This window comes from Amycolatopsis sp. DG1A-15b (assembly GCF_030285645.1).
In the GTDB taxonomy this organism is placed as follows: Bacteria; Actinomycetota; Actinomycetes; order Mycobacteriales; family Pseudonocardiaceae; genus Amycolatopsis.
Genome location: NZ_CP127296.1, coordinates 7,187,828 through 7,210,711, shown reverse-complemented (window position 1 = coordinate 7,210,711; position 22,884 = coordinate 7,187,828). Strand labels below are relative to the sequence as shown.

Here is a 22,884-nt window from a genome sequence, read left to right as displayed (position 1 = left end):
CCGCTGATGCGTGCGGCACAATTGGCCGCATGACTCTGCTGCTGACCCTGGACGACGGTTCCGTGCAGCGCAAACTCGCCGAAGCGGTGGAGTTCGCGCGAGCTGCGGTGCTGGAGGACGCACCCGAGGAGCAGCTCGGCGCCCATGTGGGCGTCACCCGCGAGGATGCGGTCACGGCGAGTCACCTGTTCGAGGCCCAGGTCCCGGGCTACGGAGGCTGGCGCTGGTCGGTCACGGTCGCGGCCGCGGGCGAGGACGAGCCGGTGACGGTCAGCGAGGTGGTGCTGGTGCCGGGCCCCTCGGCGTTGGTGGCCCCGGCCTGGGTGCCCTGGGAGCGCCGGGTGCGCGCGGGCGACCTCGGAGTGGGCGACATCTTCCCGGCGGCGGAGAACGACCCCCGCCTGGTGCCGGCGTACCTCCAGTCGGACGACCCGGCGGTGGAGGAGGTCAGCCGCGAGGCGGGCTTGGGCCGGGTGCACGCGCTGTCCCGCTTCGGCCGCACGGAGGCGGCGGCGAGGTGGCACGCGGGCGAGTTCGGGCCGCGGTCGGACATGGCCCGCAGCGCGCCGGACGTGTGCGGGACGTGCGGGTTCTTCGTACCGCTGGCGGGCTCGTTGCGGGGCGTGTTCGGGGTCTGCGGCAACGACATCGCCCCAGCGGACGGCCACGTGGTGGACGTGGAGTACGGGTGCGGAGCGCACTCGGAGGTGGAGGTCGAGGTGACCTCTTCGGTCCCGGTGGCCGAGCTGGTGTACGACGATTCCTTGCTGGACTTCACACCGGCACCGGCACCGGCGCCATCGCCGGAGGTGGTGGAGACGGCGGCGGCCGAGCCGGCGACGGGGATCGCGGAGTCGGACGTGTCGCCGGCGGAGGTGGAGCCGGAGACAGCACAGGCGGAGTCACCTGAGGCGCCTTCGGACGCGGCTGTCGCGGAGACAGCGGCTTCGGAGGCGGCGGTTTCGGCGGTGGCCGAGCCGGTCGAGGCGGCTGAAGGTGTGGCTGAGCCGGTGACGGCTGGTGAGGTCGCCGAGCCGCGTGAAGCAGCGGAAGCGCCTGAGCCGGCCGAGCCGGTGGTGACCGATGCGGTCGCCGAGCCGGGTGAAGCAGCGGAAGTGTCTGAGCCGGCCGAGCCGGTGGTGACCGATGCGGTCACCGCGCCGGTGGTGGCCGAGGTGCCTGGGCCGGTAGCCGCGGAAGCGGCCGGCCTGGCTGGGGCGGTCGGCGAGTCGGCCGATGGGGTGGCTGAGCCGGTGGAGGTGGCCGGTGAAGTTGCCGAACCGGTCGCAGCAGCGGAAGCGCCCGAACTGGCTGCGCCGGTGGTGACCGATGCGGTCGCTGAGTCCGGTGAAGCAGCGGGAGCGCCTGAGCCGGCCGAGCCGGTGGTGTCCGAGGGGGTTGCCGAGGCAGCGGTGGCCGCGGAGGTTGAGCCCGCGGCCTCGGAGGCTCCCGTGGTGACCGATGCGGTCGCCGAGCCGGTGGTGGCTGAGGTGCCCGAGCCCGCGGAAGCCGAGCCGACCCAGGCCGAGGTGACCGATGCGACCGAGCTTCGGGCCGAGGCGCACGAAGCGGTCGCCGAGGCTGAGGCGGACGAGATTCCGGTGGCTGCCGAGTCGGATGCGGCGGAGGTGGATCCCGTCCCCGCCGAGGCGGCTGACCTCGCTGCCGAGCCGGTCTCGGCTGGTGGGGAGGCATCGTTCCCGGGCGAAGCGGCGGAGCCGGCCCCGGCCGAGTCTGCTGAGACCGCGGCGCCGGAAGCAGCGGAGCCGGTCGAGGTGACCGAAGCGCAGGACGTGGCCGAGGTGACTGAGGCTGTTGCCGAGGCTCCGGGCGATTCGGGTGGTGAACCTCAGGACAGCGAAGTTCCGCCAGCCGTCCTCACCGACAACGTCGTGACCGAGGCTTCGCCGGCCGATGAAGCGCAAGCCCAGGTCGACAACGCTCCCGAACGGTGATCGGCGACACCCCTGAGCCGGGCGATCCCTTCGGGACCGCGCGGCTGCGCGAGGCCACCCTGCGCTCCTGGCGGGACTCGCCCACCCGGCTCACCGAGGACACCAACGTCGAACGGGACCTCCGGGTCGGCGCCTACCGGGATCGGCTCTTCGTCGAGCTCGCGCAGAACGCCGCCGATGCCGCCATGGCCGGGGGGACGCCCGGGCGGGTTCGGGTGTCCCTTGTGGACTCCGAACTGCGGTTCGCCAACACCGGCGCCCCGCTCGACGCCCGGGGTGTTGCCTCGCTCGCTTCGCTGCGGGCCTCCGGCAAGACCGGCGAGACCGTCGGGCGCTTCGGGGTCGGGTTCGCCGCCGTGCGGACCGTCTCCGACGAACCCTGCGTCGTCTCCACCACCGGTGGGGTCGCCTTCTCCGCCGAACGCACCCGGCAAGCCGCCGGCATCGACGGGGACGTTCCCGTCCTGCGGCTCCCGTGGCCCGTTCCCGCCGACGTGCCGCCCGGCTTCGACACTGAAGTCCGGCTGCCGCTGCGGGACGGCGTCGACGGGCAGGCCCTTCTCGGCGAACTCGCCCGGGACGTTGCCGATCTGCTGCTGGCCCTGCCCTGGCTGGGGGAATTCGACGTCGACGGTCGCGTTTGGACGCGCCAAGCCGATGGTGACCTCGTCGAAATCCGTGGTCCAGAAAAAGAAACGCGCTGGCTGACTCATCGCGGCGACGTCGTGTGGGCCGTCCCGGTCGGCGCCGATGGGGCGCCCCGGCCGCTCGACGAGGACGTTCTGCACGCCCCGACACCCACCGACGACGGGCTGTCGCTGCCCGCCCGGCTGCTCGCCTCGGTTCCGGTCGAACCGTCGCGGCGTCGCGCGCTGCCCGGGCCCGAACTGGCGCAGGCGCTCGAGGCCGCGGCGAAGGAATACGTCGGGCTCGTCCGGCTGCTGCCGGCCGCGCACCGGTTCGCGCTCGTCCCGGTGCCGGGCTTTCCCAAGTCCACTGTGGACAACAAGCTGCGTGACGAAGTCCTGGCCACCCTCGCGGTGGAGCCGTGGCTGTCCACTCAGGACGGCAATGAAGTATCCGGTCGTCAGGCCCGGGTGCTCGACGTCGATGTGCCCGGCCTGCCCGCGCTGCTCGCCGATCTCGTGCCCGGCCTGGTCGAAGGACCCGCACAAGTCCTCAAAGCCGTTTCGGGGCAAGTGATCGGCATCGAAGAGGTGCTGGACACGCTCACCGGCGTCACCCGCGATCCGGGCTGGTGGCGGGACCTCTACGCGGCCCTGGCGATCGCCGTCGATTCGCACGCGCTCGCCGCCGAACGGCTGGACGGCCTGCCGGTTCCGCTGTCGGACGGCCGGACACTGCCGGGTGCCCGCGGCTGCCTGCTCGTCGAAGGTTCGGCCGAACTGCTCGACCTACTGTTCGATGTGGACATCCCGGGCCTGCGGCTGGTGCACCCCGCCGCCTCGCACCCGCTCCTGGAACGCTTGGGTGCCAAGCACGCTGACGCCCGCGAGCTGCTCAACGCCGATCAGCTGCGTGACGCCGTCGAGCGCAGCGTCGAGGACGTCCGGTCCGGTTTGGACGGTACGACACTCGCCGGCGCGGTGCTGCGGCTGATCGCCGACTGCGGGGACGACGCCCCGCGCTGGGCCGGTGCGCTCGCGTTGCCCGGCACCGACACCTGGCGCCGGGCCGACGAACTCGTCCTGCCGACGTCACCGCTGCTCGACATCTTCGACGAGGAGGTCTTCGAGGAAGACGGCGCGATGGACGTCCTCGACGAGGACTTCGCCGGGGACTGGCCACAAAGCACGCTCGAAGCCGCCGGTGTGCTCGACTCCTTCGCGGTGGTCGTCGACGACGAGCCGCACGAGCCCGACCACGACCTGCCCGACGAGGAAGCCTGGTGGGACTCGCGGCCGGAGCCGCCGTCGACGCTCGTCGCCATCCGGGACCTCGACCTCGTCGCCGACGACGCCTGGCCCGCGGCCCTGCGTCTGCTCGCCTCGCGACCCGAGACGTGGCACGCCCTGCGCGTGCCGCACGGGCACGCCGCCTGGTGGATCGCGCAGTACGCGGTGCTCGGCGGTGCCCCGCCGAACGAGTGGCGCCTGCCGGACGCCGATCTGGCCGGGCTCTTCGACGAGGTCCCCGACGTCGGCCTGAACGAAGAACTGCTCAAGGTGGCCGGCGTGCGCGCGGATCTCACCCTGTCCACTTTGGATGAGGCGCAGGGCGTTCTGCACCGGCTCTCCGACGGACACCGGCAGGTCTCGCCGGGGTTGGCCGCGCGGGCCTACGACGCCGTCGTCGAGTCCGGTTTCGAGGTCTGGGAGCCGGGCAACCTGCGCGCGGCGGACGGCTCGGTCGTCGGCGGTGCGCTCATCCTCGACGTCCCGTGGGTCGCCGGGGCGCTGGAGCCGCACCAGTACGTGGTCGCGCCCGCGAACCCCGACCGGCTCTCGTTCCTGCTCGACGAACCCCTGGCCAGCGAAGAACCAGCCGAGGTGACCAGCGAGGGCGAGTACGCCCCGTGGGCTGAGCTCCCCGCGCTGAAGCTCGTCGCGGACCAGCTCGGCATCCGGCTGCCGGACGGCGGCGTCCTGGTGCACGACCCGCTCACCGTGCGCATCAAGGGAGCCGACCACGACGTCCAGTGGTGGTCCGATGACCGGCTGCACGCGGCCGACACGTCGGAAGGCCTGGCGCGGGCGTTCGCCTGGGCGGCCGGGCGCTGGCCCGACCGGCACCTGATCACGGCGCTGCTCGACGACCCCTCGCCGCGGACGCTGCTCGCGTAAGCGTCAGAGGCGCTGGGCCGACTTCGACCCGCGGCGGGCGGCGGCGCGCTGCCAGGCGATGATCGCCAGGCCGACGAAGCCGAGCGCGAAGCCGGCCAGCGCCGTCTGCACCCACAGCCCCGAAGTCGTGAAGAAGAGCACCACCAGCGCGACAGCCCAGATCGAGGTGCCTACGATCACCACCGGCGTCAGGTCGGTGAGCCTCTTGGGCAGCTCCGGCGTGTGCCGCAACGAGCCCGTAACCTCCGGTGGATTGATCGGTTCACTCACGTGGTGAAGGGTACTCCGCAGCAGCGAGAGAATGGGCAGGGCGAATGGCGGAGCAGGAGACGACCCGCACCGGGACGTCCACACTGGACCGGTTCTTCAAGATCACCGAGCGGGGGTCGACCGTGCCGCGCGAGCTGCGCGGCGGCCTGGTCACCTTCGTCACGATGGCCTACATCGTGGTGCTGAACCCGCTGATCATCGGCAGCTTCTCGGCCGACGACGCGGGTGCGCACAAGGACGTCCTGGGCGGCATCCTCCCGGTGCCGCAGGTTGCCGCGGTGACCGCGCTGGTCGCCGGCGTGATGACCATCCTCATGGGCCTGGTCGCGAACTACCCGTTCGCCATCGCGACCGGCCTGGGCATCAACAGCCTGGTCGCGGTCACCATCGCCCCGCAGATGACCTGGCCCGAGGCGATGGGCCTGGTGGTCATCGAGGGCGTGATCATCGTGCTGCTCGTGCTCACCGGGTTCCGCACCGCGGTGTTCCGGGCCGTGCCGGCCGCGCTGAAGTCGGCGATCGCCGTCGGCATCGGCGTGTTCATCTGCCTGATCGGCCTGGTCGACGCCGGGTTCGTGCGACGGCTGCCGGACGCCGCGCACACCACCGTCCCGGTGGGCTTGGGCATCAACGGCTCCATCGCCTCGTGGCCGACCGCGGTGTTCGTCGTCGGCCTGCTGGTCACCGGCATCCTGGTGGTCCGGAAGGTCAAGGGCGCGATCCTGATCGGCGTGCTGACCTCGACCGTGCTGGCCATCGTCGTCGAGGCGATCGTCAAGGCCGGGCCGTCGCAGGGCACCAACCCGAAGGGCTGGAACCTCGGCTACCCGGCGCTGCCGGACCAGGTGCTCGGCCTGCCGAACCTCTCGCTCGTCGGCGACGTCTCCTTCGGCGCCTGGACGCGGCTGCCGATCATCACCGTCTGCCTGCTGGTGTTCACCCTGGTGCTCGCCGACTTCTTCGACGCCATGGGCACCATGACCGGTCTCGCGAAGGAGGCCGACCTGCTCCCGGCGGACGGCCAGCTGCCCAACGTCGGCAAGGCGCTGTTCGTCGAGGGCCTCGCGGGCGCGGCCGGCGGCTTCGGCTCGGCCAGCTCGAACACGGTGTTCGTCGAGTCGGCGTCCGGCATCGCCGAAGGCGCGCGGACGGGACTGGCGAACGTCGTCACCGGCGTGCTCTTCATCGCCGCGATGTTCCTGACGCCGCTGTACCAGGTGGTGCCGGTCGAGGCGGCCGCACCGGCGCTGGTCGTGGTCGGCGCGATGCTGATGTCGCAGGTCCGCGACATCGACTTCACCGACTACTCGATCGCGCTGCCCGCGTTCCTGACCATCGTCGTCATGCCGTTCACCTACTCGATCGCGAACGGCATCGGCGCCGGCTTCGTCAGCTACGTCGTGATCCGCGCCGCGACCGGCAAGGCCCGCCAGGTGCACCCGCTGATGTGGGTGATCGCGCTGGCCTTCGTGGCGTACTTCGCCGTCGGCCCGCTCCAGGCGGCGTTCCGGTGATCAGCCGGCGCCGGTGACCCGGAGGGCGTCGGCGAGGACCTTCACGTTGTCCGTGAACTGCGCCACCGGGGCGTCGTAGCGGATGGTGACCAGGGCCTCCCCGACGCCGATGCCGATCTCGCGGACCTGCCGGGCGACACCGTTGCCCTCGTACCTGAACTCCCACTTGGCGGCGTCGTAGCCGCCGACGGGGTCGTGCGGGCTGACGGTGCCGGGCGAGTGGCCCGGGAGGGTGGCGGACTTCTTGTCGAGCGCCACCAGACCGCTCATCGGATCCTCCTGCTCGAGCGGCACCCGGTCGACTTCCAGCACCACGTCGCCGCGGCGGTAGGTCGCGCGGTCCTGGTCGTGGGTGGCGGCCCAGTCGACCGGAACCGGGATCTGGAGCGACCAGCCGCGGCCGCCCGCCGAGTCCGGGAACTGGTAAGCCACGAATTCGCCCTTGAGGGGCAGCGCGGTGGTCGCCGGCGCCACGGTCGACGGTGGCGGTGCGGCCGCCGGCGCGGCGTCACTGCCGCCCGCGAACTGGATCACCACGATCCCGAGCGCGACCACGCCGACCACGGCCGAGCCCACCAGCTTCTTGTTCATCCGACTCCCCAGGTTCTGCTCCTGGTGAAGACGCACGGGGCTGTTCCAGGTTGCGGATTGACGGAGATCACCCGTGCGGCCGAAGTTTCGTAAGGTATGCTAACTATATGTCCGGCGACACGCACGAACGCTCTTTGGCGAGCCGTCTGCGTCTCGCGGTGGTCCGGCTCAACCGCCGGCTGCGGGCACAGCGCGTCGGGGACGACCTCACGCTGACGCAGGTCGCCGCGCTGTCCACCCTGCACAAGTGCGGTGCGCTGACCCCGGGTCAGCTCGCCGCGAAGGAAGGCGTTCAGCCACCTTCGATGACGAGGGTGATCGCCGCGCTCGAGGAGCTGGGGTTCGTCGAGCGGCGCCCGCACCCGACCGATGGCAGGCAAGCCATCGTCGAGCTGTCCGAGAGCGGGCTGGCCTACGTGCGGAGGGCCATCTCCGTGCGGGAGGCGTGGCTGGACCGGCAATTGGCGGAACTCGGCGACGAAGAGCGTGAAGTGCTCTCCAAAGCCGCCGAAATCATAGACAGGATGGCGGGGAACTAACCACGGTGACGGTCACGGGTAGCGAAACCAAGCGTTCGATCCAGACCACTGCTACCCGGGAATCGGCCTCACCGCCATCCGCGTCACCACCGTCCCCGTCCACGCGCGGCAGCATGTTCGCCTCGCTGCGCGTGCGCAACTACCGGCTGTTCTTCACCGGCCAGGTCATCTCGAACATCGGCACCTGGATGCAGCGCATCGCCCAGGACTGGCTGGTGTTCACCCTCAGCGGCAACAACCCGATCGCCCTCGGTGTCGCGGTCGCGCTGCAGTTCACGCCGACGCTGTTCCTCTCGCTCTGGGCCGGCGTCCTCGCCGACCGCGTCGACAAGCGGCGGCTGCTCACCTGGATCCAGGTCGCGGCGTGTTCGCAGGCCGTCATCCTCGGTGTGCTCGACCTCAGCGGGATCGCCGCGCTGTGGCACGTCTACGTCCTGTGCTTCACGCTCGGGGTGACGGCGGCGCTGGAAGTGCCGACGCGGCAGTCGTTCGTCGCCGAGATGGTGGGCCGCGACCAGGTCACGAACGCCGTCGCGCTGAACTCGTCGATCTTCAACATGGCGCGGATCGTCGGCCCGGCGATCGCCGGGTTCGCGATCACCTGGATCGGCACCGGCTGGCTGTTCATCGCGAACGCGCTCAGCACGGTCGCGGTGATCACCGGGCTGATCCTGATGAACCCGGACAAGCTGTTCCGCGTCGCGGCTGTCCCGCGCGAGAAGGGACAGCTGGCCGAGGGCCTGCGGTACGTCCGCCGCCGGTCGGACCTGATGACGGTGATGGTGCTGGTGCTGTTCGTCAGCACGTTCGGCATCACGTACTTCAGCTCGCTGCCGATCGTCGCGGCGAACGTGTTCCACACCGCGGCCGACGGCTACGGTCTCCTGTCGACACTGGTCGCGGTCGGCACCTTCACCGGCGCGCTGATGTCCGCCCGCCGTGGCACCAAGGGGCGGCCGCGGGTGCGGCTGATGCTGGTGTCCGCGTTCTTCCTGGGCGTGTTCGAACTGCTCACCGCGTTCATGCCGACGTACCTGACGTTCGGCCTCGGCCTGATCCCGCTCGGTTTCGCCACGATGACCTTCCTCAACACGGCGAACGCGCTGGTGCAGACGTCGGTCAGCCCGGAGATGCGGGGACGCGTGATGGGCTTGTACGTGCTGGTGCTGATCGGCGGCAACCCGATCGGCGGCCCGATGGTCGGGTGGATGGCCCAGGAGTTCGGCGGGCGGTCTCCGTTCTACATCGGCGGGGCGGTTTCGGCCGTGGCCGCGGTCGTGTGCGCGGTGGTGCTGATCCGGCGGGGCGGGATCTCCTGGCCGGTGAAGCGCGGCCTGGGGCTGCGGGTGCTCAAGCGGACGAAGGCCTGACGGGGCGTATCGGGTCGGATTCACGGCGTGACCGTATCGGCGACCACCGACAAAAACGGGGGGTGCACCGTCCCGATGTCACCCGGAAGAGTGAGATCCGAGTCTCCGCGACCGAGCTCTTGCTCGAAGAGATGAGGTTAGGCTAACCTCATGCATGTCCGCTTCGTGGTGGGAGCGGCAGTCAGTTCGGGAACGGACGGAGCCCCGGCCCTGGGAAAACCCCAGGCCGGGGCTTCGTTCACGTCAGCGCAGTGTCCGGCTGGTGCGCGTCGTGGGTCAAGGGACTCCCGCCCGGTGGGACCGGCAGACGCGTCAGAGTCATCCCGAAGTACACGCGGTACGCCGCGTGGACGGCTTCGGGAGTCGGCAGCGGGACCTCGTTCCGGACGCCGTCGACCGTCTCGATCAGCTTGTCGCCCGCCAGCGTCACCCGGCCCTGCGACGTCGGGCGGGAGCACGTCAACGAGCGGGTGAAGTGGGACTCCGGTGACGTCGTCTGCCACCACGTCATCGGGATGAAGTCGGCCAGCGGGCGCGGGCGGCGCTCCAGGCGGTACTGCGGCTCGCCGTCCAGCAGAACGTCGAAGTCGCCGTGCGGTGCGTCCAGCACCAGGAACACGCCGTCGGGGTCCGGCTGGCCGTCCACGGCGGACAGGCGCAGCGGGTGCCGGGCGAACCGGCCGAAGCCGACGTCCACCAGCCAGTCCTCCGAGTCCAGCGAAACGACGATCGCCGCGTGGTCCAGTGGCGGGCCCAGCGTGCCGTCGGGGCGGAAGACCTGGGCCGCGTGCAGCGCGGCGTCGTAGCCCAGCTCGCGCAGCAACGCGGCGAACAACCCGTTCAGCTCGTAGCAGAATCCGCCCCGCCGGTGGCGCACGATCTTGCCGAACAGCGCGTCCTCGTCCAGGACGACCGGCTCCCCGAGGTGGGTGCTCAGGTTCTCGAACGGCACCGTGGCCAGGTGGCGTTCCTGCAGGTGACGCAGCGTCGCGAGGTCGGGTGCCGCCGGGCGGCCGGCGCCGAGGCGGTCCAGGTACGCGTCGATGTCCATGTGCCCACTCAAACACCTCGACCGCACTCGAGGTCAACCGAATTCAGCCGACGACGAAAACGGGGCCCTCCCCGGAAGGGAGGGCCCCGTCGACGAGAAAACTCAGCCGAGCAGCAGGCCGTTGCCGCCCGCGACGGCGTTGTCGAAGCGCTTGCTGATCTCCGCCCAGTTGAAGATGTTCCACAGGGCCTTGACGTAGTCCGGCTTCACGTTCTTGTAGTCCAGGTAGAACGCGTGCTCCCACACGTCGACCAGCAGGATCGGCACGGTCGGCAGGATCAGGTTGTTGTGGTGGTCACGCAGCTGCTGGGTGATCAGCGTCTTGCCGATCGGGTCCCAGGAGAGCGCGCCCCAGCCGTTGCCCTGGATCGTGGTCGAGACGGCGGTGAACTGCGCCTTGAACTTGTCGAAGGAACCGAACGCCTCGTCGATCGCCGCGGCCAGCTCGCCGGTCGGCTTGTCGCCACCTTCCGGCGACAGGATCTTCCACCACACGACGTGGTTGGCGTGGCCGGCCAGGTTGAAGGCCAGCGTCGTCTCGAGGCCGACGATCGAGCCGAAGTCACCGGCGTCGCGGGCCTCCGCGATCTTGTCGAGCGTGTCGTTCGCGCCCTTGACGTAGGTCGCGTGGTGCTTGCTGTGGTGCAGCTCGTTGATCTCGCCGGAGATGTGGGGCGCCAAGGCGCTGTAGTCGTAGTCGAGATCGGGGAGCTCGTAGCGGGCCATTGGCCCTCCTTCTGTCTTCGACACAAGTTTCCGGTATCGAACCTAGTAGCACACGCCCCCTTGCGGCGAGCGGGGGCGCGCGGCCGTCACTGCGTGGGACGGCGGGTCCGTAAGTGGCGTACCCCGGAGGCGCACCACCTGAAACCGAGCCTGCAACTTGGACTTAACTGGAGGTCAACGAGCTGTGAGATCGATCATTCAGGCGCGGAACTCGTCGAGGCGCAGCGCCAGCTCGTCGAAGACGGCGACGTTGCACTCGAACGCCACCAGCGTCTCGTCGATCACCCGGGCGCGCTCGTCTTCGTTCCAGGGCGCGTTGTCCAGCTTCGCCCGGTACCGATCCCGGAAGCGAGGGGCGCTGCCGATGCCGTCGAAGTGGTAGAAGAGCGCACCCGCCTCGGCGACGTCGTAGTTCTTCTCGAGCGTCCGCCGGATGACCTGGCCGCCGGCGATGTCGCCGAGGTAGCGCGTGTAGTGGTGGGCGACGTACCCGCCGGCCCACGTCGACGCTTCGCGGATCCGGGCGACGTACTCGCGGGTGGAGGCGAGCGGCGAGATCGTCTCTCGCCAGTCCGGGCCGACGAGGTGCGCGAGGTCGCGTTCGAGGAGCGGGAGGCGCCGCAGCTCGTCGAAGACGAACTCGCCGCCGACACCGTCGCCGGCCATCGCGTCGCTCGCCGCCTCGATGGCGCCGTAGACGAAGTAGTACTGGATCGCCAGCTGGGTGTAGCCGTCCCGGGTCAGCTCCCCGCCGAGCAGGGCGCGCATGTACGCCGAGTAGTTCGCCCGGTCGTGGACTTCGAGGGTCGACGCGCGCAAGGTCGCCGAGAAGGGGCGGGCGTCCGTGGTCACCGACATGGGCAGGCCTCCCGGCGATCGATCTGACACGCTGTCAGAAAGATCGTAGGGCATGAATCGGAGTTAGGCCACGCTAAACCGTCGCGCCGACCGCACGCAGGACGAACCGGACCGCCGCCTCGACCACGTCTTCGAGCTGCCCGGCCGGCCCGTCGACCAGGGTGCGGTTGCCCAGCGCCGCGGTGATCATCGGGATCAGGACGTCCGGGTCCTCGGCCGGCCAGCGACCCAGGTCGACGCCGCCGGTGAGGATCGCGCGCAGGCGGTCGGTGATCGGGTCGGCGTGCGCGCTGATGCGGCGGTACGCCGCCGGGGCCAGTGCCGACGCCAGCGCCGTGCCCGGCGGCATGTGGTACTCGGCCAGCACGCGCAGCTGCAGCCGGACGAACGTGGCCAGCTGGTCCACCGGATCGGCCTGGGCCTCGACGGCTTCGGTCAGCCGCGTGACGTACTGGGCCGCTTCGTCCTCGACGAACGCGACGAGCAGGCTCTCCTTGTCGGGGAAGTGGTTGTACAGCGCGGTTCGGCCCACCCCGGCGGCCGACGCGACGCCGGCGAGGGTGATCGCGTCGAAGCCGCGCTCGTAGAGCTGCGCGCGCAGGACGTCGAAGACCCGGGACCGGACCTCGCGCCGGTGCGCCTCCAGCGACTCACCGAGAATCTTCGGCATCCGCTCAGGCTAGCGTCAATCGGCCACCGGCCACGTGTGCACCGGTTCGCCGGCCTCGGACAGCTCGAGGTAGCGCCCCAGCATCAGGCTGAGCGCCGCCTCGCGGTCCAGTCCGCGTTCCTGGGCGCGCAAGACGTAGTCACGCTGCCAGGTCGCGCCCGTCCGCCGGGCCAGGCACCGGCGCTCGATGATCCCGAGGTAGCGCTCGCGGGCCTCGTCGGAGACGTCGGAGCGGCGCAGGCCCTCGTGGGCGAGCGGCAGCAGCACGCGCAGCGCCAGCTCGTCCGGCGGGATCCAGCCGATGCCCGGCCAGTAGAGCTGCCCGTCGAAGCCCCGCCGCGCGCCAGCGTAAAGGTTTTCCTCGGCGGCCTGGAAGGACATCTGGCTCCACACCGGGCGTTCCGCCTCGGCCAGCGCGCGCTGGGCGCCGTAGAAGAAGGCCGCGTTCGCGACCGTGTCCACCACCGTCGGGCCGGCCGGCAGCACCCGGTTCTCCACGCGCAGGTGCGGCAGGCCGTCGACGACGTCGTACACCGGGCGGTTCCAGCGCCAGATGGTGCCGTTGTGCATGCGCAGCTCGGTGAGCTTCGGCGCCTGGCCCGCGTCGAGCGCCTCGATCGGGTCTTCGGCGTCGGTTTCCGGGAGCAGGCCGGGGAAGTAGCGGACGTTCTCCTCGAACAGGTCGAAGATCGACGTGATCCAGCGTTCGCCGAACCACACCCGCGGCCGCACGCCCTGGTTCTTCAGCTCCTCCGGCCGGGTGTCGGTCGCCTGGAGGAACAGCGGGATCCGCGTCTCGTGCCACAGCGCCTTGCCGAGCAGGAACGGCGAATTCGACGCGAGCGCGATCTGCAGCCCGGCCAGGCACTGCGCGGCGTTCCAGTGCGCGGCGAACTCCTCCGGCGCGACCTGCAGGTGCAACTGCACGCTGGTGCACGCGGCCTCCGGCAGGATCGACTCCGCGTAGCTGCGCAGGCGCTCGGGCTGCTGGCCCGGCAGCGCCGCGCCTTCCATGGCGAGCACCGTCCGTTCGCCGCGCGCGGCGAAGATCTGGTCGTTCAGCGTGGAGTACCGGGTCTTGTTGGTGAGCCACTTCTGGTCGAAGTGCTCGTGCTTCAACGTCGGCAGGATGCCGATCATCGCCAGCGACGAGCCGGTGTCACGCGCCTTCGTCGCCGCGGTGTCGAGGTACGCGCGGAGATCGTCTTCGAGCTGGAGCGCGGAATCGCCCGCCAGCGGCCGCGGCGGGACGTTCAGCTCGATGTTGTGCTGGCCCAGCTCGGTGGTGAACGACGGGTCGTCGAGCGCCTCCAGCACCGCGGTGTTCGTCATCGACGGGCGCAGCTCGCGGTCGACCAGGTTCAGCTCGACTTCGAGGCCGATGTTCTTGCGGGGGAACGAAAAACTGCCATCGGTGAGCATGCGGGCCAGCGTGTCCAGACAACGCTGGACCTTGCGGCGGTACCTTCCTCGGTCCAGCGTGTTGAACGACTGAGCCTCGAGGTCCATCCCCATGACCATCCCTGCTTCGTGTCGGCGTGGACTAGGACGTGTTTCAGGCCCCGGCGGCAACCGTTACACAGGCGATGCAGCCGGGCTAGCGGCCAAACTGGTGCACTCCGTCACGGTCAGTTAACCGAAAGCAAAATGGCCCCGTTCGCACCACAGCGCGGTGGACGTTCGGACCAATGAGCCGCCCGGCAAGCGGGTGACAGACTGGGCGGATGGGCGTGATCCACATCGACCACTCCGACGATCCCCGCGTCGACGATTTCCGCCACCTGTCCACTGCAGACCGCCGGCCTGACCGGCCCGGCGGGCGGGGGCTCGTCATCGCCGAGGGCACCGTCGTGGTGGCCCGGCTGCTGGCCTCCCGCTACCCGGTCCGGGCGCTGCTGGGCGTGCAGCGGCGGTTCGCCGAACTGGCCGGGGACCTGGCCGGGTTCGACGTGCCCCAGTACGTCGCCTCCGCGGAAACCATGGCCGAGGTGGTCGGATTCCACCTCAACCGCGGGATCCTCGCGGTCGCCGACCGGCCCGCGCCGCTGACGGTGCCCGAAGTCGTCGGCGGCACCGGCCCGATCGCCGTGCTGGAAGGCGTGGGGGACCACGAGAACCTCGGCGCGCTCTTCCGCAACGCGGCCGCGCTCGGCGTCGGCGGCGTGCTGCTCGGTCCCGGCTGCTCCGACCCGCTGTACCGGCGCAGCGTGCGCGTGTCGATGGGACACGTCCTGCGCGTGCCGTTCGGGCACCTGACGGACTGGCCGGGCGGACTCGACGACCTCCGGGCGCGCGGGTTCGCCGTCGCGGCGTTCACCCCGCGGCCGGGTTCGATCCCGCTGCGCGAACTGCGTGAGCACGCGCCCCGGCGAGTGGCGTTGCTCTTCGGCGCCGAAGGTCCCGGGCTGACCGAGACGGCGCTCGCGGCGGCTGATCATGCCGTCCGGATACCCATGCCGGCGGGAGTCGATTCACTGAACATCGCCACGGCCGCCGCCGTTGCCTTCTACGAACTGGCCCGGGGCGGCTAAGGTTTTGGTCTCCGAGGCGGAAAGGGGCACCATGGAGCTGCGGATCCGCGGCGAGCGCGCCGTGCTGGCCGGCCCGGGCGGGGAGCACGCGCGCGAGGTGGACCCGCACAAGCTCGCGATCGGTGCCGAACTGGCGCAGGCCCTGCACGAGTGGGCGCGCGTGGCGTCCGCGGTCACCGCCGATCCGGGGGCGGAGGCGGGCGCGGTGGTCTCGCAGCGCGGCCGCCAGCTGGCCGGTCGCCTGGCCTCGGTGATGGGCACGGCCGTGCGGTTCGTGGATCCGGTGACCGGGGCCGACACGGTCGTCGAGCCGCCCCCGCCGTCCACCGAACCCGGCCACCGGTTCGTCCGGGCGGTGCTCGGACCGCCCGGCGAGCCCGGCGAGCCGACGCCCTGGCTGACCGGGCTGACCGTCTCGGCGTTCATCGCGGCCGTGGTCATCGTCGCCATGCTGGCGCTGGCCACGACGCTGGCCCGCGAGACCAGCGGCTGGCTCGCGCTGGCGGCCTCGGTGATCGTGACGGCCGGGATCACGCCGTCGCTGTGGCTGATCCGCCGCACCCCGATCCTGCGCTGGGCAGCCTACGGCGCGGCGGGCGGGGTCGTGATCGCGTGGATCGGCGTGCTGGTGATCGCCTTCTAGCGCAAGAACGTCACGCCGGTGCTGTCGGCGAATTCCGCGGTCGCTGGTCGACTCGCTCCCTCAGCTTGACATCGTAATCTTGCGGGATGGAGCAGCTGGACGCTTTGCGGAAGTTGTGCCTCGCCCTGCCGGAGACGACCGAGCGGCTCAGCCACGGCGAGCCGACGTGGTTCGTGCGCGGCAAGAAGACCTTCGTGATGTTCGCCGACCACCACCACGACGACGTGCTCGCCTTCTGGTGCCCCGCGCCGCCGGGGGTGCAGGAGGAACTGGCGCGCACCGAGCCGGACCGGTTCTTCCGGCCGCCGTACGTCGGCCACCGGGGGTGGCTGGGCGTGCGGCTGGACGTCGACGTCGACTGGGTGGAGATCGACCGGATCGTGCGGGAGGCCTACCGGCTCGTGGCGCCGAAGACGCTCGCGGCGCGGCTGGACTAGCGCCCCGAGGTGGCCTTGGGGCGCTACGACTCAGCCGCGCTGGGAGCGGACTCCGAGCAGCACGTCCTCCCACGACGGGACGATCGGGTGGTTCTTCTTGGTCTTCGGCCGTGGCTCCGGCACCGCGGCGTCCTCGTCCGGGTCCACCGGGACACGCGGGATTTCGCGGGTGTCGTCGTCCGGGTCCGGCTCGGCCGACGGCAGCTCGGCGCGCTCCGGGGCCACCGAATCCAGCGTCGGCTGGAACTCCGTCTCACGGGCCGGCGCCAGGGCGCGGACCGTGCGCGGGGCGCGGTAGGCGTTCGGGTCCAGGAGGACCTCGGCGTTCTCGTCCAGCGCCGTCACCGTGCCGCCGTGCGCGCCCGGCGAGAACGCCCAGTGCGCCCGGTTGTCCGACCGCCCGGCCTTCCAGCGGAGCACCACGACCCAGCGGCCGTCGTCGCCCTTCCAGGAGTCCCAGGTGGCCTGCGAGTAGTCGTGGCCGCGGACGCCGAAGCTGTACGCGACGACCTCGCCGAGCGTCTGCACGTCGGGGCCGTCCTCGCGGACCGGGTGGGCGCTCTGCGCGAGCTCGGCGGTCCGGGACCGCTCGAGCAGGACGGGGTAGGCGTAGCGCTCGACGCGCTGCGCCGAGACACCGGCGCTCGCGGCGACCTGCTCGACGGACTCGCCGGCGCGGATGCGCTGCTGGATCTCGCGTGGCCGCATCTGGCTCTCCAACTCGATTTCGATCTGGCCGAGGCGGGTGATGTCACCCCGCGCCGCCGCGCGCAGTCGCTCATCAGCCGGGAGCAGGAAACGAGTACGGCTCGCCGGGTCTTCGAGCACGATGGACTTCCCGTCCTCGTGCAGTCCGACCACCCTCAGCGCCCGCATTGTTCTCGCCTCCCCGATCTTCTTCACCGTTGTGGGTGCCCACGTTAGAACGGCGCGTCGGCTTGACGTGCGAGGCGCGCCGAGTCCGCACCGAACTGCCCACTGTTCATTTTGCGTCTTCCGCATCCTCACCCACGCTGGTCAGCGGCAAAGGGGTGACACGCCGGGCACGCAAAGTCACGATCGAGTGGATCAAGAAGGTGGCCGGGGTGGGCGCGGGTGGGGGCCGCTGGAGGAGTGGGGGCGGCTGCGCCGGGCGGGTCGGGTCGGCTGAGTCGGACTGCGGCGGCCGCGCCGGGCGGGTCGGGCTGCGGCGGCTGCGCCGGGCGGGTCGGGCTGCGGCGGCTGTGCCGGGCGGGTGGGGCCGGCCGGGTCGGACTGCGGCGGGCTGGGCCAAGCGGGCTGGGCAGGGCGGGCTGCGCTGGGCAGGCTGCGCTGGGCGGCGTGCGCCAAACGGCCGGGCGGGCTGCGCTGGGCGGCGTGCGCCGAGCGGGCCGGGCCGGGCAGGGCTCGGCCGCGGTCACCCCGCCGGGCCGAACCGCGTTCGAGCCCATGGGGCTCCGGCGGGCCACCCGGCCGGTCCCGCTCAAGAAGGCGGCAGCCGGACGATCACGGTGAGCCCGCCGCGCCGGCCGGGCTGGGCCTCCGCGTAGCCGCCGTGGGCCTGGGCCACCGAGCGGACGATCGACAGCCCGAGCCCTGCGTTGCGCGTGTCGCCGGTTCGCTCCGCGCCGGCCAGCCGGCGGAACGGCTCGAAGAGCGTCGGTACCGCCTCGGGTGGCACCGCCGACCCCGAGTTCCGGACCTCCAGGGCCGGGTCCCCGCGCACCTCGACGTACGCCCAGCCGCCCGACGCGTTGTACGTGATCGCGTTGACGACCAGGTTCGTCACCAGCCGCTCGAGCAGGACCGGGTCGCCCGCCACCGTCCGCGGCCGCAGCCGCGTCTCGACCGTCACCCCGGCCGCCTCGGCCTGGGCCGCCGTGGCCCGGACGACCGATGCCGCGATCTCGTCGAGGCGCACCGGTGTCCGCGCGTGCAGCCCGCGGTCGCTGCGGGCCAGGACGAGCAGGCCCTCGATCATCCGCTCGCTGCGCTCGTTCGTGTGGAGCAGGTGCGTGCCGAGCTTCTTGAGCTCCACGGGGACGTCGGGGTCGGCCATCGCCACCTCGATCAGCGTCCGCTGCACCGCCAGCGGCGTCCTGAGCTCGTGGGACGCGTTCGCGACGAACCGCTTCTGGCTGTCGAACGACTCCGCGAGCCGGTCGAGCATGCCGTCGAACGTGTCCGCCAGTTCCTTCAGCTCGTCCGGTGGTCCTTCGAGGTTGATCCGCCGGTCGAGCTTGCCCGCCTCCAGCCGGCGCGCGGCCGAGGTGATGTCGTGCAGGGGCCGCAGCGCGCGGCCCGCCATCAGCCAGCCGAAGAGCACCGCCAGCGCCGCCGTCGCCACCAGCGCGATCGCCGAGCCGACCAGCAACGTCGACAGCGTCGAGGAGCGGTATTCGTCGAGCGTGCCGCTGAGCAGCCGGACCGCGCCGCCCGGCGACCCGATGACCGTGGTGCCCTCGACGCCGTAGACCGCGTCGGCCGACCCGATCGTCGTCAACGCGGCGCGGGTGGGGTCCGGCAGCGTGCTCTGCACCAGCAGGTAGTTGATGACGACGAGGATCAGCCCGGCGAGCAGGAACAGCCCGCCGTACCAGGCCGTGAGCTTCGTCCGGACGGAAAAGCCGTTCACGGCGTACCGAACCGGTAGCCGGCGCCCGGCACGGTCTCGATCACCGGTGGGTCGCCCAGCTTGCGCCGCAACGTCATCACCGCGACGCGCACCGCGTTGGTGAACGGGTCCGCGTGCTCGTCCCACGCCTTTTCCAGCAGGTCCTCGGCGCTGACCACGGCACCCTCCGCCCGCATGAGCACCTCCAGCACGGCGAACTCCTTCGGCGAGAGCAACAGGAACCGCCCGTCGCGGGCGGCCTGGTGCCGCGGCAGGTCGAGCACGACGCCGTCGCGTTCCAGCACCGGCGGCAACGCCGGCCGCGCGCGCCGCGACAGCGCCTGGACCCGGGCGACCAGTTCGGCGAACGCGAACGGCTTCGTCAGGTAGTCGTCGGCGCCGAGGCCCAGGCCGGCGACCCGGTCGGTGACGTCGGCGGCCGCGGTCAGCATCAGCACGCGGGCCTCGCCGCCCGCCCGGACCACGGCGGCGCAGACGTCGTCGCCGTGCACCTTCGGCAGGTCGCGGTCGAGCACCACGACGTCGTAGCCGTGCACGCCGACGCGTTCCATGGCCTGCTCGCCGTCGTAACAGACGTCGACGGCCATCGAAAAGCGCCGTAACCCCTCCGCGACCGAGTCGGCCAGCAACCGCTCGTCCTCCACCACCAGCACCCGCACCGGCCCAGTCTGCGCAGGCGGGCCATAAGGACCGCATAAGCGGCGTCGCTTAGCGCGCCCGAATGCCCCGATCCGTAGACCTGACCCCCATCCGGACGAAAGGAGTTCGAGCCCATGTGGACACGGATAGCCGTCGCGGCGCTCGGGACGGCCCTGCTGCTCGGCGGCTGCGGCGCGAAGCCCGACGACGGGTCGAAGGTCGCTTCGATCTCGACGCCGCCGAAGTCGGGCGGCCCCGCCGCCGCCGACAACAGCGGCAAGAGCGACGAGGACAAGATGCGGGACTTCGCCAAGTGCATGCGCGAGCACGGCGTCGACATGCCCGACCCGAAGCCGGCCGGCGACGGCGGCGGCATGGCGATCACCTTGGGGAGCAAGGACGGCGACACCTCGAAGCTCGACGCCGCCCAAAACGCGTGCAAGCACTTCATGCCCAACGGCGGCGAGATGAAGCCGCCGAGCGCCGAGGACCTCGACAAGACGCGCAAGGAAGCCAAGTGCATGCGCGAGCACGGCGTCGACATGCCGGATCCCGATCCGAGCGGCAAGGGCGGCATGCGGATCGGCGGACCGGGTGACGACCCGAAGAAGTTCGAAGAGGCCGCCAAGGCGTGCGGCATGGGCATGGCCGTCCACTCCGAGGCGGGCAAGTGACCGACGTGACCCACCTCAAGCCGCGCCGCCGCGGCCGGACGCGCTGGTTCGTCGCGGTCGCCGTCCTGGTCGTCGTGCTGGGCACCGGCTCCGTCGTGCTCCTGACGCGGGTGTCGAGTGCGACGCCCGTCAAGGAGGCGGCACCGCCCGCGGTCGAGACCGCGGAGGTGGCCAAGACCGACCTGCGCGAAGAAGAGGAGGCCGACGGCACCCTCGGCTACGGCGAAGAGTCGGTCGTCGCAGGCCGCAAGCCCGGCACCATCACGTCGCTGCCGGGCGCCGGCGCCACCCTGACCCGCTGCGCGGCGGTGTACGGAGTGGACGCGAAGCCGGTGCCGCTGTTCTACGGCACGCTGCCGTTCTACCGCGACCTCGCCACGGGCGTGGACGACGGCGCCGACGTCAAGCAGCTGGAGGAGAACCTCAAGGCGTGCGGCTTCGGCGGGTTCGGCACGCCGGACAAGAAGTTCACCGCGGCGACGGCGGCCGCGCTGAAGAAGTGGCAGAAGTCCCTCGGCCTGGAGCAGACCGGCGGGTTCGGCCAGGGTGACGTCGTGCTGGCCGCGGGTGAACTGCGGGTGTCGGCCGTCCAGGCCAAGCTCGGCGCGCCGGCCCAGGGCGAGGTGCTCAAGACGACCGGCACCGTCCGGTCGGTGCAGGTGAAGCTCGACGCGGCCAAGCAGGGCCTCGCCCAGCAGGGCGCGAAGGCGTCGGTGACGATCAACGGGAAGACGACGCAGGGCACGATCACCGACGTCGGGCGGACCGCGGTGGAAGGCAAGGACCAGGCGGGCCAGGACGACGGCAAGCCGAAGATCACCGTGACCGTCCGGCTCGACGACCCGGCCGCGGCCGGCAGCCTGGACTCGGCCCCGGCCACCGTCCGGTTCACCAAGGACGTCCGCCAGGGCGTGCTCGCGGTCCCGGTCGGCGCGCTGCTCGCCCTCGCCGAAGGCGGGTATGCGGTCGAGGTCGACGAGAACGGGCAGCGACGGCTGATCGCCGTCCAGACCGGGCTGTTCAGCGGCGGGAAGGTCGAAGTCACCGGTACCGGCCTGGCCGCGGGCACGCGGGTGGTGACGACGTCGTGACGCCCGTGCTGCGCGTGCACGAGGTCACGCGCACCTACCCCGGCGAGGTCGCCGCGCTCGACGGCGTCTCGCTCTCGCTGGAAGACGGCGAGATGGTGGCGATCGTCGGGCCGTCCGGGTCCGGCAAGTCCACCCTGCTGCACCTGATGGGCACGCTCGACCGACCGTCGTCGGGGCGGGTGGAGCTGCGCGGCCACGACGTCGCCGCGCTGCCCGACCGCAAGGTCTCGGCGCTGCGGTCGCGCTGGATCGGGTTCGTGTTCCAGCAGTTCTTCCTCGACGAAGGGATGAGTGCGGTGGACAACGTGTGCACCGGCCTGCTCTACGCCGGGGTGCCGCGGCGACAGCGGCGCGCGCGGGCGCTGGCGGCGCTCGACCGGGTCAAGCTCGGGCACCGGGCGTGGCACCGCCCCGGCGAGCTCTCCGGCGGCGAACGCCAGCGCGTCGCGATCGCCAGGGCGGTGGTCAACGACCCGGCGATCCTGCTGGCCGACGAGCCCACCGGCAACCTCGACACCGGCACCGGCGCTTCGGTGCTCTCGCTGCTCGGCGAGCTGTCCGCCGACGGCACCACGATCGTCGTGATCACCCACGACCGCGAGATCGCGGCGGGCATGCCCCGCCGGATCGAGCTGCTCGACGGGCGCCTGCGCCTGGACACCGGCCTGGTGGGTGCGCGATGACCAAGGTGGCGCTGCCGGAACCGGCCCGGCTGAAGCCCCCGGACGTCGTCGCGCTCGGCGCCCACGGCATGCGGACGCGGCCGGTGCGGGCGGTGCTTTCCGCGCTGGGCATCGCGATCGGCGTCGCCGCGATGGTGGCGGTGCTGGCGATCCCGGCGTCCGGCGCGCGGGCCCTGCACGACCGCCTGGCCGCGCTCGGTCCCAACCTCCTCACCGCCGGGCCGGGCCAGACGCTGTTCGGCGACAACGCGACGCTGCCGGACGACGCGGTCGCGATGGCCCGGCGGATCGGGCCGGTGCGCGCGGCCGCCGGCACGGGGACGACGTCGGCGAGCGTCCGCCGCAGCGACAAGATCGCCCCGGACGACACGTCCGGGCTGGCGGTGTACGCGGCCCGGCCGGACCTGCTCGGCGTGCTCGGCGGCAAGGTCCGGGCCGGTGCGTTCCTGGCGACGGGGAACCAGGACTACCCGGTGACGGTGCTCGGCTCCCAGGCGGCGGCCCGGCTGGGCATCGACCACGTCGACCCGGCCCGCCCGCCGCAGGTGCTGATCGGGACGCAGTGGTTCACCGTGGTGGGCATCCTCGCGCCGATGCCGCTCGCGCCGGAGATCGAGCGTTCCGCGCTGGTGGGCTGGGACGTCGCGAAGCGGCTGCTGGGCTTCGACGGCCATCCGTCCACTGTGTACGTCCGAGCGGAAGAGTCCCAAGTGGACGGTGTGCGGACGGTGCTGGCGGCGACGCTGAACCCGCAGGCACCGAACGAGGTCCAGGTGCGGCGCCCGTCGGACGCGCTGGCGGCGCAGAAGCTGACGGACACGACGTACAGCGCGTTGTTCCTCGGGCTCGGCGGTGTCGCGCTGCTGGTCGGCGGGGTCGGGGTCGCGAACACGATGGTGATCTCGGTGCTGGAGCGGCGGCGCGAGATCGGCCTGCGCCGCGCGCTCGGGGCGACGAAGCGGCAGATCCGCGGGCAGTTCCTGGCGGAGTCGGTGCTGCTGTCCGGGCTGGGTGGCCTCGCCGGGGTGCTGGTCGGCGTGCTCGTGACGGCGGGGTACGCGCTGAGCCAGGGCTGGCCCGCGGTGCTGCCGGCGGCGGCACTGGCGGGCGGGGTCGGTGTCGCGGCGCTGGTCGGGGCGGTGGCGGGGGCCTACCCGGCGGTGCGCGCGGCCCGGCTCGCGCCCACGCGAGCCCTGGCCTGATCGTGCACGAACACCGGGTGGC

Annotated in this window: 22 protein-coding genes; 12 read left to right on the top strand and 10 right to left on the bottom strand. The window is 71.7% G+C overall.

The genetic code is table 11. From position 1 onward, the window contains the following. Window positions 1-29 precede the first annotated feature (29 nt). Together QRY02_RS33050 and QRY02_RS33045 are read left to right on the top strand one after the other, a co-directional pair. Window positions 30-1,955, top strand: a complete 1,926-nt coding sequence (locus QRY02_RS33050; RefSeq protein ID WP_285993980.1) for a DUF3027 domain-containing protein — start codon at window positions 30-32, stop codon at window positions 1,953-1,955. After that, window positions 1,952-4,759 carry a sacsin N-terminal ATP-binding-like domain-containing protein gene (locus tag QRY02_RS33045; RefSeq protein WP_285986728.1) on the top strand — a complete coding sequence of 936 codons (2,808 nt, stop codon included), beginning with the start codon at window positions 1,952-1,954 and terminating at the stop codon, window positions 4,757-4,759. The genes QRY02_RS33050 and QRY02_RS33045 overlap by 4 nt, the downstream gene beginning before the upstream one ends. A gap of 3 nt (window positions 4,760-4,762) precedes the next feature. On the opposite strand, the gene QRY02_RS33040 is transcribed toward QRY02_RS33045, so the two are convergent. After that, a complete protein-coding gene (locus QRY02_RS33040; RefSeq protein ID WP_285993979.1) occupies window positions 4,763-4,990 on the bottom strand; it encodes a DUF2530 domain-containing protein in 228 nt (75 codons plus the stop codon). Between the two features lie 83 nt (window positions 4,991-5,073). On the opposite strand from QRY02_RS33040, the gene QRY02_RS33035 reads away from it, so the two are divergent. Then, entirely contained in the window at window positions 5,074-6,543 is a 1,470-nt protein-coding gene (locus tag QRY02_RS33035) for an NCS2 family permease (protein ID WP_285986727.1), read from the top strand. On the opposite strand, the gene QRY02_RS33030 is transcribed toward QRY02_RS33035, so the two are convergent. After that, on the bottom strand, window positions 6,544-7,134 hold the full coding sequence (locus QRY02_RS33030) for a hypothetical protein (protein WP_285986726.1): 591 nt from the start codon (window positions 7,132-7,134) through the stop codon (window positions 6,544-6,546). 107 nt (window positions 7,135-7,241) lie between these two features. Between QRY02_RS33030 and QRY02_RS33025 the strand changes: the two genes are divergently transcribed. Beyond that, window positions 7,242-7,673 (top strand): MarR family winged helix-turn-helix transcriptional regulator, encoded by a 432-nt coding sequence (locus QRY02_RS33025; protein ID WP_285986725.1) that lies wholly within the window; start codon window positions 7,242-7,244, stop codon window positions 7,671-7,673. A 113-nt stretch (window positions 7,674-7,786) separates the two neighbouring features. After that, window positions 7,787-9,043, top strand: a complete 1,257-nt coding sequence (locus QRY02_RS33020; RefSeq protein WP_285986724.1) for an MFS transporter — start codon at window positions 7,787-7,789, stop codon at window positions 9,041-9,043. 238 nt (window positions 9,044-9,281) lie between these two features. Here the strand turns inward: QRY02_RS33020 and QRY02_RS33015 are convergent, their stop codons facing one another. The 5 genes from QRY02_RS33015 to QRY02_RS32995 all read right to left on the bottom strand — a co-directional run bounded on the left by QRY02_RS33015 (window position 9,282) and on the right by QRY02_RS32995 (window position 13,863). Then, window positions 9,282-10,094, bottom strand: a complete 813-nt coding sequence (locus QRY02_RS33015; RefSeq protein ID WP_285986723.1) for an arylamine N-acetyltransferase family protein — start codon at window positions 10,092-10,094, stop codon at window positions 9,282-9,284. A gap of 102 nt (window positions 10,095-10,196) precedes the next feature. Further along, on the bottom strand, window positions 10,197-10,820 hold the full coding sequence (locus QRY02_RS33010) for a superoxide dismutase (protein ID WP_103355325.1): 624 nt from the start codon (window positions 10,818-10,820) through the stop codon (window positions 10,197-10,199). Window positions 10,821-11,018: 198 nt separating this feature from the next. Next, window positions 11,019-11,678, bottom strand: a complete 660-nt coding sequence (locus QRY02_RS33005) for a biliverdin-producing heme oxygenase (protein ID WP_285986722.1) — start codon at window positions 11,676-11,678, stop codon at window positions 11,019-11,021. Between the two features lie 73 nt (window positions 11,679-11,751). Continuing rightward, window positions 11,752-12,348: a TetR/AcrR family transcriptional regulator gene (locus QRY02_RS33000; RefSeq protein ID WP_285986721.1), complete on the bottom strand. Its 597-nt coding sequence runs from the start codon at window positions 12,346-12,348 to the stop codon at window positions 11,752-11,754. A gap of 15 nt (window positions 12,349-12,363) precedes the next feature. Next, the gene (locus QRY02_RS32995) at window positions 12,364-13,863 is read right to left on the bottom strand and encodes a glutamate-cysteine ligase family protein (protein WP_285986720.1); all 1,500 of its coding nucleotides are present in this window, start codon (window positions 13,861-13,863) and stop codon (window positions 12,364-12,366) included. 209 nt (window positions 13,864-14,072) lie between these two features. On the opposite strand from QRY02_RS32995, the gene QRY02_RS32990 reads away from it, so the two are divergent. The 3 genes from QRY02_RS32990 to QRY02_RS32980 all read left to right on the top strand — a co-directional run bounded on the left by QRY02_RS32990 (window position 14,073) and on the right by QRY02_RS32980 (window position 15,959). Then, on the top strand, window positions 14,073-14,879 hold the full coding sequence (locus QRY02_RS32990; RefSeq protein ID WP_285986719.1) for a TrmH family RNA methyltransferase: 807 nt from the start codon (window positions 14,073-14,075) through the stop codon (window positions 14,877-14,879). Between the two features lie 31 nt (window positions 14,880-14,910). Continuing rightward, complete coding sequence (locus QRY02_RS32985; protein ID WP_285986718.1) at window positions 14,911-15,522, top strand: DUF2537 domain-containing protein; 612 nt, start codon at window positions 14,911-14,913, stop codon at window positions 15,520-15,522. Window positions 15,523-15,608: 86 nt separating this feature from the next. Further along, window positions 15,609-15,959 (top strand): MmcQ/YjbR family DNA-binding protein, encoded by a 351-nt coding sequence (locus tag QRY02_RS32980; protein WP_285986717.1) that lies wholly within the window; start codon window positions 15,609-15,611, stop codon window positions 15,957-15,959. Window positions 15,960-15,989: 30 nt separating this feature from the next. On the opposite strand, the gene sepH is transcribed toward QRY02_RS32980, so the two are convergent. The 3 genes from sepH to QRY02_RS32965 form a co-directional block, all read right to left on the bottom strand. After that, a complete protein-coding gene (gene sepH, locus QRY02_RS32975; RefSeq protein ID WP_285986716.1) occupies window positions 15,990-16,835 on the bottom strand; it encodes a septation protein SepH in 846 nt (281 codons plus the stop codon). Between the two features lie 586 nt (window positions 16,836-17,421). Beyond that, window positions 17,422-18,573, bottom strand: coding sequence for a sensor histidine kinase (locus QRY02_RS32970; protein WP_285986715.1), 1,152 nt, complete (start codon window positions 18,571-18,573; stop codon window positions 17,422-17,424). After that, window positions 18,570-19,232, bottom strand: a complete 663-nt coding sequence (locus QRY02_RS32965) for a response regulator transcription factor (RefSeq protein ID WP_285986714.1) — start codon at window positions 19,230-19,232, stop codon at window positions 18,570-18,572. Before QRY02_RS32965 ends, QRY02_RS32970 begins: the two co-directional genes overlap by 4 nt. 114 nt (window positions 19,233-19,346) lie before the next feature. Here QRY02_RS32965 and QRY02_RS32960 point away from each other — a divergent pair, with 114 nt between their 5' ends. Genes QRY02_RS32960 through QRY02_RS32945 form a run of 4 tightly spaced genes read left to right on the top strand, consistent with a single transcriptional unit; the run spans window position 19,347 to window position 22,862 of the window. After that, window positions 19,347-19,886, top strand: a complete 540-nt coding sequence (locus QRY02_RS32960) for a hypothetical protein (RefSeq protein ID WP_285986713.1) — start codon at window positions 19,347-19,349, stop codon at window positions 19,884-19,886. Beyond that, window positions 19,883-20,977: a peptidoglycan-binding protein gene (locus tag QRY02_RS32955; RefSeq protein ID WP_285986712.1), complete on the top strand. Its 1,095-nt coding sequence runs from the start codon at window positions 19,883-19,885 to the stop codon at window positions 20,975-20,977. The genes QRY02_RS32960 and QRY02_RS32955 overlap by 4 nt, the downstream gene beginning before the upstream one ends. Continuing rightward, window positions 20,974-21,660, top strand: coding sequence for an ABC transporter ATP-binding protein (locus QRY02_RS32950; protein ID WP_285986711.1), 687 nt, complete (start codon window positions 20,974-20,976; stop codon window positions 21,658-21,660). Before QRY02_RS32955 ends, QRY02_RS32950 begins: the two co-directional genes overlap by 4 nt. Continuing rightward, a complete protein-coding gene (locus QRY02_RS32945) occupies window positions 21,657-22,862 on the top strand; it encodes an ABC transporter permease (protein WP_285986710.1) in 1,206 nt (401 codons plus the stop codon). Before QRY02_RS32950 ends, QRY02_RS32945 begins: the two co-directional genes overlap by 4 nt. The last annotated feature ends 22 nt before the right edge of the window (window positions 22,863-22,884 follow it).

What these genes read in the sequence shown, in the direction of transcription:
- QRY02_RS33050 (WP_285993980.1), top strand. Translation starts at nt 30, where the DNA reads ATGACTCTGCTGCTGACCCTGGACGACGGTTCCGTGCAGCGCAAACTC.
- QRY02_RS33035 (WP_285986727.1), top strand. Translation starts at nt 5,074, where the DNA reads ATGGCGGAGCAGGAGACGACCCGCACCGGGACGTCCACACTGGACCGG.
- QRY02_RS33030 (WP_285986726.1), bottom strand. Translation starts at nt 7,134, where the DNA reads ATGAACAAGAAGCTGGTGGGCTCGGCCGTGGTCGGCGTGGTCGCGCTC.
- QRY02_RS33025 (WP_285986725.1), top strand. Translation starts at nt 7,242, where the DNA reads ATGTCCGGCGACACGCACGAACGCTCTTTGGCGAGCCGTCTGCGTCTC.
- QRY02_RS33020 (WP_285986724.1), top strand. Translation starts at nt 7,787, where the DNA reads ATGTTCGCCTCGCTGCGCGTGCGCAACTACCGGCTGTTCTTCACCGGC.
- QRY02_RS33015 (WP_285986723.1), bottom strand. Translation starts at nt 10,094, where the DNA reads ATGGACATCGACGCGTACCTGGACCGCCTCGGCGCCGGCCGCCCGGCG.
- QRY02_RS33010 (WP_103355325.1), bottom strand. Translation starts at nt 10,820, where the DNA reads ATGGCCCGCTACGAGCTCCCCGATCTCGACTACGACTACAGCGCCTTG.
- QRY02_RS33005 (WP_285986722.1), bottom strand. Translation starts at nt 11,678, where the DNA reads ATGTCGGTGACCACGGACGCCCGCCCCTTCTCGGCGACCTTGCGCGCG.
- QRY02_RS33000 (WP_285986721.1), bottom strand. Translation starts at nt 12,348, where the DNA reads ATGCCGAAGATTCTCGGTGAGTCGCTGGAGGCGCACCGGCGCGAGGTC.
- QRY02_RS32995 (WP_285986720.1), bottom strand. Translation starts at nt 13,863, where the DNA reads ATGGGGATGGACCTCGAGGCTCAGTCGTTCAACACGCTGGACCGAGGA.
- QRY02_RS32990 (WP_285986719.1), top strand. Translation starts at nt 14,073, where the DNA reads ATGGGCGTGATCCACATCGACCACTCCGACGATCCCCGCGTCGACGAT.
- QRY02_RS32985 (WP_285986718.1), top strand. Translation starts at nt 14,911, where the DNA reads ATGGAGCTGCGGATCCGCGGCGAGCGCGCCGTGCTGGCCGGCCCGGGC.
- QRY02_RS32980 (WP_285986717.1), top strand. Translation starts at nt 15,609, where the DNA reads ATGGAGCAGCTGGACGCTTTGCGGAAGTTGTGCCTCGCCCTGCCGGAG.
- sepH (WP_285986716.1), bottom strand. Translation starts at nt 16,835, where the DNA reads ATGCGGGCGCTGAGGGTGGTCGGACTGCACGAGGACGGGAAGTCCATC.
- QRY02_RS32960 (WP_285986713.1), top strand. Translation starts at nt 19,347, where the DNA reads ATGTGGACACGGATAGCCGTCGCGGCGCTCGGGACGGCCCTGCTGCTC.
- QRY02_RS32945 (WP_285986710.1), top strand. Translation starts at nt 21,657, where the DNA reads ATGACCAAGGTGGCGCTGCCGGAACCGGCCCGGCTGAAGCCCCCGGAC.